The sequence below is a fragment of the Bacillus basilensis genome, assembly GCF_050630465.1.
Lineage (GTDB): Bacteria > Bacillota > Bacilli > Bacillales > Bacillaceae_G > Bacillus_A > Bacillus_A basilensis.
This window is the reverse complement of the sequence record NZ_JBNTQO010000008.1, coordinates 89,527-108,853: the sequence shown is the minus strand read 5'-3', so window position 1 is coordinate 108,853 and position 19,327 is coordinate 89,527. Positions and strand designations below refer to the sequence as shown.

10 protein-coding genes are annotated in these 19,327 nt (G+C 34.3%); all 10 read right to left on the bottom strand.

From position 1 onward, the window contains the following. Window positions 1-2: 2 nt before the first annotated feature. Complete coding sequence (locus ACQVV1_RS17135; RefSeq protein WP_431169207.1) at window positions 3-6,239, bottom strand: hypothetical protein; 6,237 nt, start codon at window positions 6,237-6,239, stop codon at window positions 3-5. A 295-nt stretch (window positions 6,240-6,534) separates the two neighbouring features. After that, the gene (locus tag ACQVV1_RS17130; RefSeq protein WP_431169206.1) at window positions 6,535-10,374 is read right to left on the bottom strand and encodes a hypothetical protein; all 3,840 of its coding nucleotides are present in this window, start codon (window positions 10,372-10,374) and stop codon (window positions 6,535-6,537) included. A 30-nt stretch (window positions 10,375-10,404) separates the two neighbouring features. Further along, a complete protein-coding gene (locus ACQVV1_RS17125) occupies window positions 10,405-12,141 on the bottom strand; it encodes a hypothetical protein (protein WP_252209332.1) in 1,737 nt (578 codons plus the stop codon). 15 nt (window positions 12,142-12,156) lie between these two features. After that, window positions 12,157-13,488, bottom strand: coding sequence for a hypothetical protein (locus tag ACQVV1_RS17120; RefSeq protein WP_336376637.1), 1,332 nt, complete (start codon window positions 13,486-13,488; stop codon window positions 12,157-12,159). 12 nt (window positions 13,489-13,500) lie between these two features. Then, window positions 13,501-13,878: a DUF8551 domain-containing protein gene (locus ACQVV1_RS17115; protein WP_000006644.1), complete on the bottom strand. Its 378-nt coding sequence runs from the start codon at window positions 13,876-13,878 to the stop codon at window positions 13,501-13,503. 13 nt (window positions 13,879-13,891) lie between these two features. After that, window positions 13,892-14,266, bottom strand: a complete 375-nt coding sequence (locus ACQVV1_RS17110) for a DUF8551 domain-containing protein (protein WP_000464270.1) — start codon at window positions 14,264-14,266, stop codon at window positions 13,892-13,894. Window positions 14,267-14,310: 44 nt separating this feature from the next. After that, window positions 14,311-14,694, bottom strand: a complete 384-nt coding sequence (locus tag ACQVV1_RS17105; RefSeq protein ID WP_000605840.1) for a hypothetical protein — start codon at window positions 14,692-14,694, stop codon at window positions 14,311-14,313. A gap of 10 nt (window positions 14,695-14,704) precedes the next feature. After that, window positions 14,705-16,249 carry a hypothetical protein gene (locus tag ACQVV1_RS17100; RefSeq protein WP_240853370.1) on the bottom strand — a complete coding sequence of 515 codons (1,545 nt, stop codon included), beginning with the start codon at window positions 16,247-16,249 and terminating at the stop codon, window positions 14,705-14,707. Beyond that, a complete protein-coding gene (locus tag ACQVV1_RS17095) occupies window positions 16,246-16,929 on the bottom strand; it encodes a hypothetical protein (protein WP_050845290.1) in 684 nt (227 codons plus the stop codon). Before ACQVV1_RS17095 ends, ACQVV1_RS17100 begins: the two co-directional genes overlap by 4 nt. Beyond that, window positions 16,926-19,310 (bottom strand): phage tail protein, encoded by a 2,385-nt coding sequence (locus tag ACQVV1_RS17090; RefSeq protein WP_431169205.1) that lies wholly within the window; start codon window positions 19,308-19,310, stop codon window positions 16,926-16,928. The genes ACQVV1_RS17095 and ACQVV1_RS17090 overlap by 4 nt, the downstream gene beginning before the upstream one ends. Window positions 19,311-19,327 lie beyond the last annotated feature (17 nt).

Here is a 19,327-nt window from a genome sequence, read left to right as displayed (position 1 = left end):
AACTACTCATGTTCAAGATGTATTTGAAATTGTAATGGAGCAAGGCCAACATAATCTGTTCCTTTTGTTACTTTTAACCAAAACTTTATTGTTTTTTCTGGATTTACATAAGGAATATTGATACTATCTTGATATTGACCTGGTTTACCATTACTGTCTAACGCAAGATCCGCCCATGACCATCCAAATTTATCTTCATATTGAGCAATACTTAAATTCACATTATTCGCTCGTGCAACTGAAGGATTCACAAGTTCTAGCATAATTTCTGATTTCCCTGATATCATATCTGGCAATCGAGTTTGTGCTAATGTTGAAAGCTCCTCACCTGAAAATTTAATTTCTAAATTAGATCCGAATCCATATACATCTCCACCATAGAATGTAGTCTTAATAACACCCAATTCTTTACCTTCTACATTTTTCAAAATAACTTTACCTGCAAATTCTAGTGACGGGAGAGTAATTTGAATACCTGTGTTATACCCTGTATTTCCATTGAAAATAATTCCCCCAAATTCATCTTCCATCTGCACACTTATATTCGGCGCTATATTAGCAATGGTTAACTTTCTTCCTCTTGTAGCAATAATGGAATCAATATCAAGATTTATAAACTTTGAATTCGATCCTTTTTTTAATACAACACCAAACTTACTACAGTTCATTCTATCTGAGTCATAAAAATTAAAACCTTCGCCATAATCAGAAAAAAACGTCCAATCTTCATTATCTTTGCACGCCATCCACTTCAATTCAGTTGTTTCTCGAGTACCATCTTCTGTTTCTAAAAACTCAATATTCTCCTCACCGTTTTTCCAAACGATAATACCGCCTTTGTCATCTTCATGGGTTGGCGTATAATCAGCAGATACTTCAAATGCGAATTCTTTCTCATTCGGAAGATCTGCAAGTAATAATGTATCACGCGAAACATTGTGTAGCATTCTAAAATATCCTTTTCGATCAATTAAAGAATAGCTACCGACAGGAGATGCAATCCATCTGGAATCGAACGTATCAAAATCATCCTTAAAGATTAAACCACTTCTTATTTGATATGGTTTTAATTTCTCATCGGGTATCTTTAATAGTGTTGCACCTTCTTCTAAGTCAATAGCATCGATACTGATGTATTTCCCTGACAACTCAATAACGTGAATCATATCTTCAAGATTTTTCTTTTCATATGCAAACGTTTGATATTGCATACCTTCTCCTGAAAGTTTAAGAATTTCCTTTTGGCCATCGATTTTCAATTCAATGTCTTCAGGATAAGATGGACTTGTCATACTAATTAATCGGAACTTAGTACCCTTGAATACAAATCTAGCTGATATGGTGCTATCGTTATTGTCTTCCTTACTCTTCCAATGATGAGTATTATTGTAGCAACTAACATCAGCTTCAGTTGTTTTCCAGAAACCGTTGTACTCAATATTCTTATGAGTATCATCGAAACGTACCCAACCAGGTTCCGGCTCAACTAACTTGTCACCTAATCTAGCAAGTAAGTATCCGTCAGCGTCAATGTCAATGGAATCTAACGACATAGCTTTACCAATCACTTTTACAGTATGCTTGCCACGATCTAAACCTATTTTCTCGTAACGTATGACTTGGTTACCTGAAGGACTATTGTAAACCATAGTTTCTTCTTTACCATCAATAAATACTTTAGAAGTTGCATCGTAACCATTGTCGCCATAAGATAGAAGTCTAAATTTAGTACCTACGAACTCAAATTCGAAACTCGTATCAAGTTTCTTGTCGAGATTGTAATGAGTTGTCTTGTTGTAGTGCTTATCATTACCCGTGGTTAGTTTCCAGTTACCGATATAACGAATTAATGGATCGGTATCATCAATCCGTTTCCAACCTTTTTCAGGCTCTGTAAGAACAGTACCTACACCAGGTCGTGAAACAAGAGTACCAGTGTCATCAATATCAATAGCATCCATACGGAAGTCATATTCTAAAGCACCGGGTTGATTTGTAATAACTGTTACCGTTACATCGTGCTCAATATCTTCTAAACCGAGTTTCTCATATTTCAAGACTTGGTTTGTATCTTGTGGTGCAATAGCGTCAAAATACTCTTCCGGTAAGTCATCAATTTTTACTCTGATTCTATCTGAATAATATTGATTAGTAGCACAACCAACAATGAGTCGTAACTTAGTACCTTTAAATCTGAATACCATACTTGCATTTTTACCCTTTTTAGCACAAGTACTTTTTCCGCCATAAGCACCATTATAGGCTACGTTTTTACTCCAGTTAGCATCATATTGAATGTATGTGGAGTTGTCATCATAACGTTTCCATCCATAGTTTGGATAAGTAGAAACATCACCAATACTTACAGGTAGTCTATCAATGTTTCCAGTAGCGTCGATATCAACACCAATAAATTGAGGGTCCCAACCTTCATGAGTTCCACCGTTGACTGTTACCACGTGGTATCCTTCATCTAGGTTAAGTACTTCACAAGCGACTTTAGCTGGTCCGGATACAGGGAACATATTAACAGGATACTTCACTCCGTCAATTAATACGTTACCAAGTTGTTCTTCATTTGAGCCTAAGTTAGACGAATAAATCAATCTAAATTTTGTACCGAAGAATCTAAACTGAATTTTATCGAACGAGTACTTGATTGGTGGTGTTTGATTTTGGTAATCCATGCCACCGGTATAATCAAAATACATATTCTCCTTTGTGAAACGTTTCCAACCGTCTTCTGGTGTAGCTAAGAAATCTCCAACTGTTATAGGTGGTTTTTCAATATAACCATCTGCATCAATGTCAATTGCATCAATATTAAGTCGATAAGTGCCTTTAGTTCCACACTGAATTCTAACTCTATGCTTCCCTTTAGTTAAGCCTAACTTCTCATATGCAAGACCTTGATATACCTTAGCAGATGCTATCTCGCTATACTTTTCTGTCACGCCATCAATTGTAATTGATATGTCATCTGTACGATATGATGCAACATCGAAGCAAGTAATAATTCTAAGCTGAGTTCCATAAAAATCGAATTCAACTGCACCTTTAGAGTCATTGTCTTTTACATAATGATAAGTACCATTATACCAGTCAGAAGATGAGCCTTTTTCCCAAGTACCTTGATATTTAAGTAACGAGTCGGTTCCATCAAGGCGTTTCCAACCTGCCTCTGGCTGTTTTAGTTGGTCTCCAATCTTAACTGATGGCTTACTTCCAATTGAACCAGATTCATCAATGTCAATAGCATCGAGATTTATAAATTTACCTTTTATTTCAACCGTATGCAATTTATTTGATAAACCTAACTTCTCGTATATTAACGACTGGTAGATAGCAGTTAAACCTGAGGGTCTAAAGAAATTGATAGTTTCTTCTACTCCGTCAATTAGAATTTTAGCGCCAGATTCATACTCAGATAACCCAATTCCAATAATTCTAAACTTTGTCCCTGTAAAATTAAATTTTATAGAAACTGGGTTAGAATCAGGTGGGATGTTTGAACTTGCATGTTTATAATGAATGGTTTTGTTGTAGCATCTACCATCAGCATCGGTTGTTGCCCATACACCATTGTATTCAATATTACTATCTGTATCGTCAATTCGTTGCCAACCAGGTTGAGGCTCGAATAATACATCACCAAGGTTAGTAGGAGTTTCTACTAATTCTCCTCCTTTTATATCAAAAGCATCGAATGTACATTGAGTACCTGAAAGTTTTACTTTATGAACGCTGTCGGGTAAGTTTTTCTCGTATAGTATAACCTGATACTGAGTCTTGGCCCGATCAGTTGTAGTGTTAACCTTATATTTCTCAGTCACACCGTCAATTTCAATGGAAACATCCTCCCAAGAACTTTCGGAGTAGGTTGCTGAAATGACACGAAAGCCTGTACCTTTGAAAGAGAACTCTACTGTCCCTAATGTTCTGTTCGAGTGGTCAGGAACTCTAAAAGTTGCTGTTTTATTGTATCCGCCTTCATACCCTCCATCCTTAGCTAAAGCCCAGTAATCACCTCTGTAATGAATTAACGGATTTGTATCATCTACACGAGTCCATCCTGGTTCGGGTTGTAATAGAACGTCTCCTACTTTAGCAGGTGGTGTCACTAATTCTCCACCTAGAACGTCAATAGCATCCATTATGATACCGTTAGGTGCGACTAGCTTAACTGAGTGCACTGCGTCCGGTAATCCTTGTTTCTCATATAGAAGTGTTTGCCATTGGTCTGAAGAACCTGTAATACTGTATTTCTCAGTAACCCCATCAATTAATACATCTACAGGACCATAACCGGAAGTAGTAGTAATCATTTTAGAAACAATTCGCAAACCAGTTCCTTTAAAGCTGAATTCTATGTCACAACTAACTCTAGAAAATGTATTTGTTGAATTGTAGTACCTAGAATCCGTTGCTAACTCCCATGTACCTGAACCATATTTAATCAATGAATGTCTATCATCGAATCGAGTCCATCTACTTTCCGGTTGGAGTAAAACATCCCCTACTTTAGCAGGTGGTACCATTGATCCATTTTCATCAATATCAATTGCATCTAGAGCCATAAATACACCTTTTAACTCAACAATATGAATTTCATCAGTTAAACCTTGCTTATCAAATAATAGAGTTCTATGGGGTGAAATATCTCTTTCAGCATAGAAGCTAATCGTTTCTGGCTTACCATCAATTATTATTTGAGCATCTTTGTCATACGTGTTATTAGATACACCAATAACTCGAAACTTGGTCCCTTTAAACCTGAATGTAAGTGACATAGCACTATTGTCAACAGGTTCTGGAGTTTTAGAGTTTTTAAATCGTATTGTAGAATTATAGGCAAGAGGTTGATTATCTATCAATGACCAATTACCGGTATACTGAATATTTGAATCAGTGTCATCAATGCGTTTCCATCCTGCTTCAGGTTGAAGTAACACATCACCTACTTTAGTAGGTGGTACCATTGACCCAGTTTCATCAATATCAATAGCATCTAGGTGCATGAATACACCCTTTAACTCAACAGTATGAATTTCATCAGTTAAACCTTGCTTATCAAATAATAGTACTCTAGTAGGTGAAACATCTCTATCAGCATAAAAGCTAATTGTTTCAGGTTTACCATCAATAATTATTTGAGCTTCTCTATCGTAAGTGTTATTAGATACACCAATAACTCGAAGTTTAGTTCCTTTAAACTTGAATGTTGCAGACATAGCACTATCGTCAACCGAACTTTGCTTTGCGTGCTTAAATCGAGCGGTAGAATTATGGTAGTCAGAAAGATTGTCTATTAACGTCCAATTACCTGAATACTTAATATTTACATCAGTATCATCAATTCGTTTCCAACCAGTTTCAGGTTGAAGCAGAACGTCACCTACTTTAGCAGTTTTCACTAATTCTCCATCAAGAACGTCAATAGCATCCATTATAATTCCTTCAGGACCCTCAAGCTTAACTGAATGAACTTCATTTTTTAGACCTTCTTTATTGTAAAGTAGAACTTTCCAGTTATCTGAACCTAGTACTGGATTGTATGATTCTTTGACACCGTCGATCGTTATATCTACAGGACCATAACCTAAATTAACACTTTTAGAAACAAGTCTGACACCTGTACCCTTAAATGAAAATTCTACAACTGATTTGGTAAGGGAATATACTGCTGTACTATTATAGTACCTATCATCAGTAAATCTATTCCAAGCACCATCACCATACTTAATTAATGAATCAGCATCATCGAAACGATTCCAACCAGGATCAGGTTTATCTAATATCTCCCCTACTTTTTTGGGTGTAAATACATAACCATCAGAATCGATATCAATTGCATCAAGATTTAAGTATGTACCTAGAATCGTTACTGTATGCGGCCCTTTATTAAGATTTGTTTTCTCATATATAACAGCTTGCCTTGTTCCCTCCCATGCATCGTAATCTAATCTCTCTGTATTGCCATCAATAACGATTGTTGCATATCTATCATAACCACCATTATTAACAAGTCCAATAAGCCGAAGTTTAGTACCTACGAAAGAAAATTTAATCTGTACTGAGTTTGATGGTTGACTAGAACTTTTATAGTGGAATGTTTTCAAATAATTATCAGAGTATTTAGAGTATCCACTAAACCAATTTTCTCCTTCAAAGATAATATTCCTATCGCTATCATCAATACGCTGCCACCCTGGTTCGGGCTGAGTTAATACTCTCACCATCATATCACCTCTCCATTTTTATCTTAAAATAATTTCAATTGCTCCATCAGTAGCAATTACTATGCCCTAACTATTTGTATTAACAGCTTGATGGATCAATAAATTTAAATATTTCATGCATAACAGAAAGGAACTAATTTACTTACTAAAAGACATTTAAAATACAATTGAACTGCTTAAGCTTTTACTTTTACAACAGCTCTAGCAGTTCAATTTTAAAAATTACATAATGCCATAAAATACAAATATTCGATATCATATACTTAAATAAAAACTAATCTAGCACTCTACTTTATTATCTCGTTTTCTTCCAATTCCAATTATTCCACCAAGATTCCCGGCTATGTTTTAACCATATTTTTGGTTCTTCTTCGATTAATATATCGCTTTCCTCAAATTCAACCGGTTCTTCTGCCTGATAGATATTTTCTAATTTAAACGTGTCATTTTCAACAAGTATACTTTCGTTGTCTAAAATGCGATTAAATTGTTCTATTTCATCTATATTCGTATGAACGAGATTTCTTCTATTCACTGGGGTTGATTGGATCTCTATACTAGATAATTCTCTTACATTTTCAAACATACCGTATGTATTTATGGATGCTTTATGAGTTGATTTTCTTTCCCATTCATATAGCTCATGTATATTTGAAGCCTCTTCAATTGACTTCCGATGCATATCCTTCAATTCTAAAATATTCATCATTATATTTCGTACTGTACGATCTAATTCTTCATTCTTCACTACATTTGTATTAAATTCTCTTACATCTTTATGAAATTGATCCGTGACTACTATATTTGCCTCTGCCTCTTTCATAAGCTTTTCCATTGGGGCAGATGTAATATTCTTTACATACCAGTTTCGATCATTCATTGCAGTTTCATATTGTTCAATACTAATCTGTAACTCTCTGTCAATGATCTTAAAATTCTCTTTATCGATTATTTTTGCAGCTAATTCTTTTACGACTTTTACATTATCTATCGTTGCAACGGTCGCATCAACTTCTTGCAAGACATTACCAAACTGATAGAATGAACTAATTTCTGCTCTTGTTTCATTTTCTTTATTCATTATTTCATACGTATCTATATTTGTTTGTAATTCTCTTTGGATTCTTGCAAACAAATCATAATCTGGTAAATAAACTGTAATCCCTAATCCTTCGAATAGATCAAACTCTTCATACAATGCTTCTATTTCTTTTTCTTTTTCTAATACAAAAGTATCACTCTCAACAAGTATACTTTCGCTGTCTACTGTTCGGCTGGATTGTTCTATCTCACCAATAGTAGTATTAAAAGTATTGTACTTATTCGTTAAAGTTGTACGGATTTCTTCACTAGCTAGTTCTCTTTCAAACTCACTTACATCATATTCATGTATTGATGCTTTATTATCTGCTTTTCTTTGCCATTCGTCTGCTTCAAAAATATTTGACTCGTACTCATTATTAATTTGTCGCATATCATCAAAATGCTTAATTTTCATTATGAGTTGTTTCGTAAGTCGTTCTAACTCTTCATCCTTAATTACATTTGTATTACGTTCTTTTATTATTCTCTCTAATTGATCAGTAACGATTATATGCGTATCTATTTCTGGCACTCGCTTTGTCATCGGATTAGATATAGTACTTTCTGCATACCAATTCCTATCATTCGTTGCAGTTTCATATTGTTCAATACTAGTTTGTAACTCTTTCTCAATATGTCCTATATCATTACTATCAATTATATTAGTTGCTACTTCTTTCTCTAGATTACCAATCGAATCAACCGTATTAATTTCTGCTTCTATATTATTTTCTCTATTAGCTATTTCAGCTGTCTCTATATTCGTTAGTAATTCCCTTTGAATCCTTGCGAATAAATCATACTCCGGTAAGTAAACTGGAGTTCCTATTAAATCAAAAAGATCAAATTCTTCGTAATGAGAATCCTGTTCTTTTACGCGTCTATTAACAAGGTCATATCCTTCTTCATTATGTGCTATCAATTGTTCTTGCTTTGTAAACTCTACAGGGCTAATACATTCTGATTCATTATCGACTTTAACTCTTTCACTTGTTATTGGTTTATTACTTTCTTCACTTATAAACAATCGATCATACAATACAGAATCCGCTACTCTATCATCCTCCACTAACAACTCATGAAGGTCGCGCTTTGCTAATTCATACGCATTTGTAAATGGAGTTTCTATTTCACCTAGAATCCGATTCATGGACGATATATCTGCTAGAGCAGTATGATACTGTCCATTTACTCGATTGAAATGTTCATATCCATATATCCCCATATCTTCTTGCTCACCTATAACTCGATTAGAAAGTTCATAAGAAGGTACATTCACTTCCATTTGTAATACTTTTCTATCAATAGCAGCTACATCGAAAAAGACTCCCTCTTTCTCTTGCATGCTTCTATCTGCTAGATCCGTATCACGAACATTACCATATACTGAACGTATGTCTCTTTTAGCTGAATTAACTGTTATTTGTTTCGCTTGTAGTTCTCTCTGTACACGAGCAAATAAATCATAGTCTGGCATATAAACTGGGATTCCTAAACTATTAAACAGATCAAATTCCTCATAAAATCCGGTCAATTTTTTGATTTGTCTACTAGCAAATTCATAGTTATCTTGAATAGTCCCCAATAATTGTTTATGTATTAGGTCCATTTCCTCATGGTGTATATATTCAGTCCATACATGTTTCGTTTTCTTATTAACTTGTTCGTCTTCAGCTAATTTTACTTCTACTTCTTTTTTGAGCACATCACTCTGTATCATTTCTGGAAGATTATAATCCATGTACAAATGATTTTGACTTGATACCATCAATGTTTCTACTAAATTTACCTCGTTAGAATGGTACTGTCTTTCTAATAACTCATATTCACTTATGAATTTACTTTCATATTCATGCGTTATATGATTCATGTCATTCATTTCTATGTGAGATGAATCATATTCTATTAATAGTTTTTGAGCGTTATTATATACATGGCCACCATATGTATATATGTCTTGCATTATGCGGTCCGCAAATGACACATCATATTCATTAGTTTGAAGTTCCAACTTTTTACGCTCTAAATCTTCTATATTAATAAATTTTCCATCTATCTTCAGTGCTTTTCTATTTACAAATTCAAAATAATTCATTTCACCATTTCGCTGAATGGCATTTCTATTCGCTGTATTGTAATTTATATTACGAGTCTGTATTTCTCTTTGTTTACGAGCAAACAAATCATAATCTGGCATATAAACCGGAATTCCTGTATCAGTAAATAAATCAAATTCCTCATAAGAAGTAGTTACTTCTCTTGGCAAGTTATTATAAAGCTCAAAATCACTTATATCTTGTACAGGTAATTCTTTTTGGCTAATCTCTACATGATCCACATTTCTAACTACAGTACTACATATTTCTTTTTCTCTTCTTTCAGTCAATATTGTTTCATAAAATCCTTCGCCATATAAAATACGTGCAACCTGTACCCATCGCGGTATTTCATCTACATCGGTTGCAAATTCTCGTAATTTCTGTTTTACTCTCTCTTGCTCAATTGGGAGCATATTACCTGCTTTATATATCTTACGATCTGTACTAGACATTTCTGTTACATCTGCATACTTTGTATCTAATCTGCTTCCATTGTTCCCTTCCATATGTTCCATATCAAAAGTACGGTCATGTTGCATTGCTTTCTGATAGTAATGAACATCTGCAAGAATTTCTTTAAGCGGTTTAGAATCCTGTATGCTTAACAGTTCCATGTTGATACTCCGCATTAGGTTTGCAATATCCACTTTAGCAATATTTGCAGTCACCTCAACTTGCCTTATTGCCTCTACAACAAGGTCTGTTAATATACCTTTTCCCTTTACTATTTTGGTTGCAAATACCCCAGCATCTTCTTCCTTAACAGCTTTGAATCTTGAATATGGTGGCAAACTGACTGGAAAATTATTCGCATTTTTTACAAAAGGATTTAAAACAGAAAGCGAGAGACTATATGTTTTCTTCATTGTTGATCCCAAAGGAATCGAAACAACATGACTCTTCTTTTTCGTACATAAAGAAGGGGAAGCAATAGAATAAATTTTCTCACTCACTCTCTGCATTCCCCCTTATATGATTAATGATTAAATATCTTCTTTATAAATAGCTAGACCAATCGGATTAAATGGTGTTGCTTTCGCTTGTGTCATTGGAGAGACTGCGGTAGTCGGCAACGTATAACGATATAATTGTGCAAATTCATAACTTGCAGTAATCTCTACCCCGTTAATTGGGATTTCTTTAAACGTCACTGTTTTATCATCTTCATTTAAAATAAAGTCAGTATTAGGAACTAGAGTACATGCATTTAACAACTTAAGTGTTCCTGCTTTCGGTTTATGCTCTAAATGGAAAACTTTTCTCATTCCATTTCCTTTTCCTAAAGATTCACTTATAACTTCCTTTTCAATTTCCAATTCATCGGCCTGTTGAATATTTTTTGGGTGAACAGCATAAACATCATCTAATTTCCCAACATATCCATCATTAGGATGAACGATATAAATCTGTGACAGATGATATTTCCCACTATAGACAGATGGATTAAATCGACCTTGTCCACTATCAATATCCATATCGTGCGTAATAAATGATAAATAATGTTTTTGATACATTGCACCTGTGTATGATTGAGCTAATAATACAGAATCATTTCCATTACCTGTATTTTCTCCGTAGTCTAAATTTGCATTTCCAATTTTTTTATTAGGCGCATAATTATATTGATCTCCGTTACGACAACCACCAATAATTACAGTGTTTTTACGCGGTGCATTATCAAATGTGTACATTCTTCCAATATATAATGGTACAAATAATGCTCGAACAGGACTTGGTGTTGGATCTACACGCATAAACATAACAATACGGTCTTTGTTTCCATTTCCATACATATAAACGACAGAATCACGTTTCCAATCTTTTGTAAAACGAGCATCTGGTGTAAAACTAATTGGTGTATAAGGCGAAGGGTTTACAAAATTAACTGTAGAATATACTTCAGCCATAATACTTTCCATTTTTTGCACGTCAAATGATGTCTTTGCTACTAAAGTATCTAACGTTCCGTCTGCCTTTGGTGCTAAAAAATACACTCCAGAAAATTTAATGTTCTCGGAACTTTTTGGGGCAGTTTGAAATTCAATTGCTGTATCTGAAATTGTATATTCCCCCGGATCGACCATCTGATTATTTCTATAAACCATAAAACGACTTTCATCAAAATTTGAAAACGGCAAATTAAATGATTTTTTTGAACCGGTACCGTTTCCTAAATCACTTTCAGCATCTGATAACTTTACTTCCTTCTCAATAAAATATTGGTTAAACGTAAAGAAAATCATATCATTATTTGGTTCGTATGCATCATTTGTTAATCGATACTCACAGGTGATTTTATCTCCTTTTGCAATCGCTTGATTAAAAATAACTTTCCCCGCTTTAGCATCAACTTTATATTTATCCTTTTCTAGTAAAATGCTATTTACATACACTAATAAAGAACTTTCAACTACAGGAAATGTCGGAATTTGAAATTCCTTTTTCACTCCATCTCCCATGCCTAGCTTTCCTAATGGAGAATCCACAGGAATAAATCTACCATCTGTAAAATCAGAATCGCTCGTATCATAAGCATTTGCCACTCCAAATCTGCGCCATTCTCCATCGCTACCTAACGATTCAAATAATCGAACATCAATAAATTTATTAATACCACTTCTAATTTTAAAGTATAACTTTCGACTCCATCCTCGCTCTGTAATCATTTTCTCTAATTCAACCGGTAATGTTTGTAAATAAGCTACTTTATCAAACCACATGTTTTTCTCTCCCCTTTACATTGACTTCTCATAAATTCCTAATCCAGCTGGACGATATGGTGTCGCTGGTCTTTTTGTAATTGGCGAAATCGCATCAACATTATAAAAACGATAAATATCAAATGTATCTGGACAAGTATTTTTTCGCACTTTTAATTTATCCCCATTCAATAATCCTAAAGGAGATAGTAAAACCATATGAGGTAAGAAACCTCGCACACCTTCATCTGGATGAACAATATAAGCACGAGATGTATGAACTCGACCACTATATACCGAAGGATTAAATTGATACTTGTATTCATCATTATCATGAGACTGCCAAGCTAGTGGATATTGACCACCATTTACTCCTTTTCTATCAGGCGGCATCTCATTCGGAGCAACATTCCAAGCAATATAATGCGCTTGATATCTAGCCCCTAATCGCGAACGCTTAATAATAACGTTATCAATACCATTACCCGGTGATTTAGGATACGTTTTTAAAATTGGCAAACTATCATTCACATTTCTATATGGTTTCTTATCATTAAAATCAAATGCATGTGAGCTATTTTCTGTACCTGTATCAAATGCTGTCCCAGCCCAAAGTGCGTCACCAATTTGATCATCTTTCGCATAGCTTTCAATTTTGCCCATGTATAAAGGTGTAACCGGAACTACATTATTTTCAAATGCAGGTGTATTATCTGCTTGAATTAATAAAACTACACGATCCTTATCTACTTGGCCAGTCACTCTAACTAATGAATCAGGCCACCAATTTGTTTTTACATCAACCCCTTCTAAATTCGGGTTACGTAATGTAATTTTTACAAACGGTGACATCATAACATCCGTATTAGCACTGGTATAATCTATACTTGGATTGCCATTCTTCATAAGAATATCCGTTTTACTCACTTCTACATCTATTAAAATTTTTGTGAAAGAATCATAAGCTACTGCTGTCGCTGTCCCATCTTTAAATGCAGGATCTTTTTCAATCATATAAACATAAAAACAGGAACGATCAAGATTTTTACTATATCTTAATTTTGCATCCTTAATAAATTCCGCTTTATCCTCTTCCGTATTAAATTTATACGAAAGATCCTTTTTAGCAATATCCCAAGATGCGATTTGGACTAATCCATACATAGCCCCTTCTGCATTTTTAATAATCGTATGTTCCGCAATTCCAAACCGGTATAATGTTTCATTCATACCAGAATTCTTTAAAATTTCTAATGGATAACCTGCTTTTTGAAACCTTTTAACCTTTGTCCATCCGTTACTAGTTGCTACATTTACAAGATCGTCTAAGAAACTTCCCTCTTGAAATACCTTTTCAATAAACGCCACTTTACTTCACTCCTAATCTTTTAAAAATTGATAATTAAGCCAAATAGCTTTTTTCTCTAAAGATTTATTTATATATTCAAAACGGATAATCGCTTTCGCAGGAATTTGTTTAACAACAGAAAAATTAAATCCTTCGGGAACATCTTTCATATAAATTTCATCTGCTATTTTTTCATTATTAATATATAAATTCCAATAGTCATTATCGTTATATTTTGATGCACCAATAGAAAATGCAATCATCTCCATATCAACTGGTGCTATAAATTCATTATGATGAATATTTTCATAAACACCTATTCTTCTTCCTTTTATAAAAGGAATCGTTTTGGTTGGAAAGTATGGAGCATCTAATCGGCCACCCGCCATATAATTTACAGCAAAACTCATAATCTCCCTCCAATTACTTCAAAAACTGTAAAGCAATCCATACTTGCTTATTATTAATTCCTTGGTTATGGAATTTAAAAATAATTTTATCTCCAGCCTTTAATTGCATATAGGACATAAGACTTATACCTTCTGGTATTTTTTTTGTATAAATATCCTCACAGACAATACCGTCATTTACAATAAGCGACCATTTATCATCGATTTCATACATAGAACTACTCACGCTAATGGCATAAAACTCCATGTCAATTGGTAATACGTATTCCATCTTATCTTCTGTCCATGCTTTAGAATCCATTATAAAACCTTTCATATACGGAAAAGTTTTCGTTGGATAAAATGGCGCATCTAATCGACCACCAGCTATATAAGTTGTTTCAAACAAAGGTAATCACCCTTTTTATTGTATTAAAAAATCCCCATGCATCATTACGACACATCGGGAATTGGTAAATCAGATAACATACCGCTACCTTTATTAATAAGCCTTGGTTGTACTCGATCTAATTGTTTGTTTGCGTTATAAATTAGTTGCATCTCCATCTTTTTACCCGTTATTTTATGGGATATAAGGACCTTTTCAAGCAGTGCTTGTCCATTAAAAACCAAATCGTAGTGCAGATATTTATCTCCAACAACTGCCGATAACCGAGCACCATCACGAACCAGTGTATACCCCTCGGTCATACCCTCTTTAAAAACATCATTTGGATCGTTACCAGGCATCGGTTTTCCACCGCTGTAAAATTCCCTATCAATTAATCCTTTCATTAAATACATAATAGGATCATATAAATTCTTTTGCATTATCATAGAATCACCCCTAATTTACCCTTGTTACAGGCCACGTTTTAGCTGGGCGTTTAATATAATATCTATCTGCATTTAAATCTGTTTCATCAAACGTTAAATCTGGTAAAGAACCATAATCAAATAAGATATTATTTTGTGTATCTAATACTTGTAATCGCCCGGTAAGTATTCCTAAAGGAGTGCGCACCGCTTCAAAAATAATAATATTCACACCATATTCAAGTGGTATATCAACATACGTAGGATTGTTTCGGATAAAGTAGTTTTCCACTATTAATTTGTTATTACAATAAATATTTAATAAATCTCCATCCTCATAATCCCAATCCCACAGCTTTAATCGTAATGTATCTACATTTACTGTGATTCCTGTTATATCGGTATACGGAGTAGGTTCATATCCATAGTTAACGGATAAATCTAAAGTTTGATAGAATCCATCATCAGCAGAAATCATTGTGTTAATTCCTTTAACAAAGTAGTTCCATTGTTGCCCAGAATCCCTGTTGTAAATGGAAACCACATCGAACAATTGAATTCGCGGATTCCCTATCACAGCAACTGTTAGTGTTCTAAATTTTTGAATTGCTTTTAAATGATAAGCTGCAGCAACTGCCCTTCTTGCAAAGAATGTTGTTGCCCAAGGTACCTCTATCATTTCCTCTCGCAAATCCCCTAAAGAGACGTTTTTAAGTAAGAATGAATTAACAAAACCATTAGCATAATCTCCACATTTAATAACAATACTATTACTAATGTCCTGATCTGTTAATTGCATATCTAAAGAGATAAGGTTTTCCCCTTCTCTAAAACTAAATTTGGCAAGTTCGTTAATTTCGTAGTCTGGCATTCTCATAAATGTACAACTTCCATCTGGTTCATGTTTAATGTAGTGGAATGTTGTATCTATAATATCCCGTACAATTTCATCCCACTTTTGAAACCTCTTTCCAGTTGCCCCTTCAACAATCCAGCTTTGATTTGTACCGGGAATATTTACCCTACTTCCGTGTAATGTAACTCCTGCTTTTTCAAGGAAGAATTTCACTACATCATACACATTTCCAGTCGGTGCAACAATTTCATCTGATCCCGGCGTTGGAATTACTGACTTTTGTAGAACCTTTTTATAAGATGTTGTGCAGGTAACTGATATTGTGCCGCTTTCGGCATTCACCTTTACGTCAGATACAAAACCATGTATATATGGTAAAGCTTCTTCGCCATAACCGATAGAAACCTTAAATTCAGTCTGCGGATATAGTTGGTTTGTGTTTGTTACTTCACTGTTGTAAAACCATTCTTGAATGGAAGAAAACTTACCATACCAGTTATCAGGTGCCATTTGCCCATATTCATTAGCAAAGGTAATAGAAAATGTACTTGCGAACTGATCTGCGTTCTCCTGCACTTCCAGGCTCACTACACGATGTTGTATTTGTACATAAGAAGAAGATTCTCTTTTTTTCATATAAACAATTAAATTAGGAGCATTATTCCCCACTTGGAAATAGCTCCCCAACATTCTGATTAAAGAAATAGATCCTTCTCTCACATTCCATCAACTCCAATACCTGCTTGTGACATAGATATTAATTTACACTTTGCTATTACTAGTGTTCCTTTACGTATTGCATCAACTTCATTAGGCGGTATTATACCACCATAGGTACCGTAATCACCTGTAATAATATGAGGGCGATATATTTCCCCCATGAACTCACGCCAATGACTGATATCATTGAATAAAGCAGTAAATTCTACTTCACATCCTTTATTACCAGTACTTTGGTAACGAGGATATCCATGCATAACATTGTAATTTTTTAATCCGTTTAAGGATTTAGGCATTTTCGTTTGTTCAATCATTGCAATTGTAGGTATAGGTCCATATGCATGATAATAAACATCACGCAAATAGGCTACGTCAGAAGAACCGTAACCGCTTGTTGTAAATTCAATTGTTTGTGGCCCTGCACCAACAAAAATTTCTCTTGCTTCCCAGGCATAAGCACCTCTTGCTCTAAATTTTTCAATACCATTTACTCGAACAATAAAGTATTTATCTGGTAACATACCATCAGAACCGATAGGAACTTGGGACATAAAAGAAAAATTATATGTCCCAGGCCATGAAAAATTAATAGTATATTTAATTGTACTTTTTAATTCTGTAGCATCCCATAAGAGATGGTATGAACCGGCTCTTCTATGCAATGTTTTTAATATACTCATACATTCCGCACCGCCATTCCCATTAGATCGTCAGCAACTACATTTTGTAGTAATTTTCTCATTTTCACAAAATCCTCTGCGGTTTGCAATTTTTCAACAGCAACTTTGAATGTAGCATTTTGAATTGTAACACCTTTATCTGTTTTCTTTTCAACAGAAGATTGTCCAGCAAATGGATGTGCAGCTTTTCCAATCATATCCGCAGAATGTGCACCCATTTGTCCAATTCGGGTAGATACATCCGTTACTAGTTGCATCGGTTTCGGTGGAACAACCGCTTTATTTAACAATCCAGAAGCCTTGTCCACAGCCGGGATCATTTTTTCCATCCCTACACCAAGACCTTCTGTAATATATCCGCCGTATTCCATCATTAGACGCGAAGGAGATTTTATACCAAAGAAACTTTTAACTGCTTTTGGTATTCCGTCTACAACACCTTTAGCTTTATCAACAACCCAGCCAGCCATAGATGTCATACCTTTACCAATACCAGCAATAATATCTTTCCCCCAGCTTACAGCGTCGTTTGCTATCCCCTTAACTATAGAACCCACTTTACCGAATACATCCCTTACTGTATCAACAATGCCGTCAAACGCTCCGACGATAGCTTTTTTAATTGCTGCAAAGTTACTTACTATGAAATCTCTAATAGCACCAACAACACTAAATATTGTGTTTTTTATCTTATTAAAGTTATCCACCACAAAGTTAACAAATGTCCGAACAGCAACTATTATTGTTTCTTTAATAAAATTCCATGCGGTTACAATAATAGACTTTACGATATCCATTACAGTCGTAATTGTGTTTTTAATAAAATGAAATGCTGTAACCACAAAATTCTTTATGGACTCTAATACAGTTATAAAAATTGTTTTAATTACATTCCAAATCGTAGAAACAACCGTTTTTATTCCATTCATTACAGTCGTAATTATGCTATGAATTGCTTGAAACACACTACTTACAACTGATTTTAAGAAGTTTAATACAGTCGTAAAAATTGCCTTTATTCCATTCCACACTGTAGAAATGACGGTTTTTATCCCATTCATCACAGTCGTAATTATGCTGCGAATTGCTTGAAATGCACCACTTATAAATGTTTTCAAAAAGTTTAGCACCGTCGTAAAAACTGTTTTTATAATATCCCAGCCAGTTTTAAAAATATTTTGCCATGTTTTAATAGCAGTAGAAATATAGCTTTTAATAAATTCTAAAGCAAACTTAACAACACTTTTTATTACGTTTAGCACTGTATTAAATATCGTTTTTATTAAATTCCAACCAATTTCAAATGTCTTTTTCCATATGTTGATATACATTGTAATTACAGTAGTAATTATTTTCCATGCCCCGCTAAGTATTTTATCTATAAACGATACCGCAGATTGGAATACTTTTTTTGTTCCTTCCCAAAAACTTGAGAAAAACTTTGACAAGCTATCCCATACTGACTTCGCAACTTTAACGATAGCATCCCAGGCTTTAGAACAAATATCACTGATCCATTGCACTGCTTGCTTTGTATATTTCACAATTGAATCCCAATTTTTATACAGCACATATACTAAAGCAACCATTGCAATTATCGCAAAACCCCATGGGCTTAATACTAATGAAAACATGGATTTTCCAAGACCAGTCAATATCTGTGCAAACTCACTAAAAACTTTAATAAGTTTTAAGGCATCTTTAATAATCGCCGTAATTGCACCCGGTATTTGCATTAATGTTTTAACTATATTTACAAGACCACCAATGATTTCACTCGCCTTAGATATAAGACTAGAAACAGATTTGATTAACTCAACCGTTTGCTTCAACGATGGTATTACTATATTGGAAATCTTCACGACTTGTTGAGCGATAGGTTGAATAGTTCCAGCCAAACTCTTTGCATCTTTTTCAGTTAACCCAAGCATATCCTGTAGTTTTTTTTGAGAACCTTCCAAATCGGTAGCAAATTGTAAAGCTTTGCTATTGACTTGTTCTATTGGTTTTGTAACTTTATTTGAAATAGTGTCACCAAACGTTTGCATTTGCTTACTAATATTCCCAAGAGAATCTGCTGATTTTTGGATTTTTTCTTGCATTGTATTAGAGGCTTTTTGCACTCTCTCTTCAAACTTTTCTACACCTTTATATGCCTGATCCGCTTTGTTACCAATCTTCCCAAAAACATTGGTCGCCCCGTTACCAAATTTTTGAATTTGGCCATTTATTTGATTAAGTACTTCTGCTGGTTTTTGAAATTTTTCTTGTATGTTCTTAGAAGCCTTTTGTAAACTTTCCTCAAACTTTGCTAAATCCTTATAAGCTTCATCTGCCTTAATTCCAATTGTACCAAACAACTGGAATACTTCTGTAAACATTCACTCCCCCCTTTCTA